Source organism: Nocardia sp. NPDC004582, from assembly GCF_053602115.1.
Window position 1 is genome coordinate 1 of sequence record NZ_JBSGCY010000272.1, and the last position, 2,982, is coordinate 2,982.

The window sequence follows — 2,982 nt, forward strand, 5'->3', positions numbered from 1 at the left end:
CGGCCGCCACGAGCAGGCCGCCCCCGGCCAGCCGCAGCGCGGACCGCCGATTCACCGCGGCACCGGACCGGGGCGCGGAAATCGGGGTGGGGGCGGAGCCGGTTCGGTCCGGCTGGACCGTGAGACCGACGACATCGGCCGTGAGGCCGCTCTGACTGCTGGGCACGGGATACATGGTGCCAGCCGTCGCGGACAGCTTGCTGCGCGAGGGCGGTCGGATAGGCTGTGATCAGCGACGACGGGCAACCGTCTTGGGCGCGTCGCTCCCGACGCGCCGTCAGTACCGCGCGGCCGACCATGCCGAACTCAGGCGGGTCGGCTGGTCCTTTACACTCTTTTCGCGCGTTACGCTAGATCTTCGGCACAGTATTTCGCCGAAGCAGACAACTCAACCCGTGACAACTGAACCAGGAGCCGCCCCATATGCCGATGCCGACCGAGGAAAGGGTGAGCCAGCTAGTTGCTGAGCTCGTCGAACGCCGAGGATTCGACCTCGAAGGCGTCGCGATCTCGGCTGCCGGTCCAGCGAGCAAGGTCAAGGTGACCATCGACAGCGATGGATCCCCGGACCTGGATGCCGTCGCGGAGTTGAGCTCGGAGATCTCGCAGACCCTCGACGACGCCGGTGACTTCGGCGAGACCCCGTATCTGCTGGAGATCACCACCCCCGGCATCGACCGGCCCCTCACCACCCCGCGGCACTGGCAGCGCGCGCAGGGTCGCAAGGTCAAGATCGTCCTGGTCCCCGGCGCCGAATCACCGGAGGAGAAGGGCAAGTCCACATTCGAGGCCCGGGTCGGCGTCCTCACCGACACCGATATCGCCCTGGTCCTCGGCGGCAAGCGGAAGCCACACCGGGTGACGGTGCCGCTGGCCGACATCGGATCGGCCGTCGTGCAGGTGGAATTCAATCCGCCGGGCGCGGCCGAGCTGGAGCTCGCGGGGGGAGTAGCGCCGGGCCGTCCCCAGCCGGGCGCCCGGGAGGACAACGAAACCGAAACAACAGAATCCGATTCACTGACCGAAGGGATCGCGGAATGAACATCGAAATCGAAGCCCTGCGCGCGATTGTCGCCGACAAGGGGATCTCGATGGAGACGGTGATCTCCGCGATCGAGTCCGCGCTGCTCACCGCCTACCGGCACACCGAGGGCCACCAGCCCAACGCCCGCATCGACATCAACCAGAAGACCGGTGTCGTGCGGGTGATGGCCCGCGAGGTCGACGCCGACGGCAATGTCATCTCCGAATGGGACGACACCCCCGAGGGCTTCGGCCGCATCGCCGCCACCACCGCCCGCCAGGTGGTGCTGCAGCGGCTGCGCGACGCCGAGAACGAGAAGTCCTTCGGCGAGTTCTCCACCCACGAGGGCGACATCGTCGGCGGTGTGGTGCAGCGCGACGCCCGCATGAACGCCCGCGGCACCGTCGTGGTCCGCATCGGCTCCGAGGCCCATGGCGCCGAGGGCGTCATCCCGCCCGCCGAGCAGGTGCCGGGCGAGACCTACGAGCACGGCGACCGCATCAAGTGCTACGTGGTCGGCGTCTCCCGCGGGCCGCGCGGCCCGCAGATCACCCTCTCGCGCACCCACCCGAACCTGGTGCGCCGCCTGTTCGCCCTCGAGGTCCCCGAGATCGCCGACGGCTCGGTGGAGATCGTGGCCGTGGCCCGTGAGGCCGGTCACCGCTCCAAGATCGCGGTCCGCTCGACCGTCCCGGGCGTCAACGCCAAGGGCGCGTGCATCGGCCCGATGGGTCAGCGCGTGCGCAATGTCATGAGCGAGCTGGCCGGTGAGAAGATCGACATCATCGACTACGCCGAGGACCCGGCCGCCTTCGTCGGGAATGCGCTGTCCCCGTCCAAGGTTGTCTCGGTGACGATCGTGGACCCCGACGCCCGCGCCGCGCGCGTGGTGGTCCCGGACTTCCAGCTCTCCCTCGCCATCGGCAAGGAGGGCCAGAACGCCCGCCTGGCGGCCCGGCTCACCGGCTGGCGGATCGACATCCGCTCGGACGCGGCGGCCGATCCGCAGGGCGGCGCGCGTCCGGCGGCGGCGACCGGCGGGTCCGACACGCACCGGAACTGAGGGTCGCCAGCGGCCGGGACCGAGGCGCCGCGGTAGCTCGGTCGCGGCCGCCCGGCACGGGGCTGATCTTGCTCGATGGGTCCGGCCCGGTCGGAAATGGATTTGTGAAACAGACCCCCGGGATGACAGCTTGGTAACTTCCAAGGGGTACGGATGCGGAGATCGGGACGTGAGAGCGGTAGAGTGGACGCAGGCTCAGCGCGAGTCTTCGACTTCTCCGCGCGCCGAGCGGGTGCAGGCAAGATCAGCACCCGTCCGGACCTGCATCGGATGTCGCAGACGCGAGCTGGCTGCCGATCTGATGCGGGTCGTGGCGCAAGGGTCTGCCGAGAGTGGGCAAACCGTTGCGATCGTTCCGGATCCGCGGCGCAGACTTCCCGGAAGGGGTGCTTGGTTGCACCCCTCTTCGGTTTGTCTGAGTCAAGCAGTTCGGCGCCGAGCAATCGGCAGAGCACTACGAGTGTCCGGACATCTGGATATCTCAGCCCTGGAGCATTACGTAGAGAACAGGCACGAGCACTCATGAGCACACCGTGAAGTCCCAGAAATGATCGGCCTTCGAAATTAGTCGAGGTCGTGCGGACGTCCCGTGATACGCGGGCTGTCACGCTCGGCCTCTGAGTGAGGAGAGCAGTGGCAGGCAAGGCCCGCGTGCACGAGTTGGCTAAAGAACTCGGTGTCACGAGCAAAGAACTACTCGCGCGGCTCAAGGAGCAGGGCGAGTTCGTGAAGTCGGCGAGCTCGACGGTGGAAGCACCCGTCGCGCGCCGGCTGCGGGAGTCGCTCGCACCCAAGAGCGCCCCTTCCGGTGCCGCCAAGCCGGCGGCGCCCAAGCCCAGTGGTGACAGCACCCCGCGTCCGGCCGCCAAGCCGGCCACCCCGGGTGCCGGTCCCC

Annotated in this window: 4 protein-coding genes; all 4 read left to right on the plus strand. The window is 68.5% G+C overall.

The annotated features are described in order from the left end of the window. The first annotated feature begins 423 nt into the window (after nt 1-423). Complete coding sequence (gene rimP / locus ACWELJ_RS33845; RefSeq protein WP_452370134.1) at nt 424-1,041, plus strand: ribosome maturation factor RimP; 618 nt, start codon at nt 424-426, stop codon at nt 1,039-1,041. Continuing rightward, the gene (gene nusA / locus ACWELJ_RS33850; RefSeq protein ID WP_357093062.1) at nt 1,038-2,087 is read left to right on the plus strand and encodes a transcription termination factor NusA; all 1,050 of its coding nucleotides are present in this window, start codon (nt 1,038-1,040) and stop codon (nt 2,085-2,087) included. Before rimP ends, nusA begins: the two co-directional genes overlap by 4 nt. A gap of 232 nt (nt 2,088-2,319) precedes the next feature. Further along, a complete protein-coding gene (locus ACWELJ_RS33855) occupies nt 2,320-2,613 on the plus strand; it encodes a YlxR family protein (protein WP_452370136.1) in 294 nt (97 codons plus the stop codon). Nucleotides 2,614-2,720: 107 nt separating this feature from the next. Next, on the plus strand, nt 2,721-2,982 hold a 262-nt coding region (locus tag ACWELJ_RS33860; RefSeq protein WP_452370135.1), incomplete at its 3' end, for a translation initiation factor IF-2 N-terminal domain-containing protein.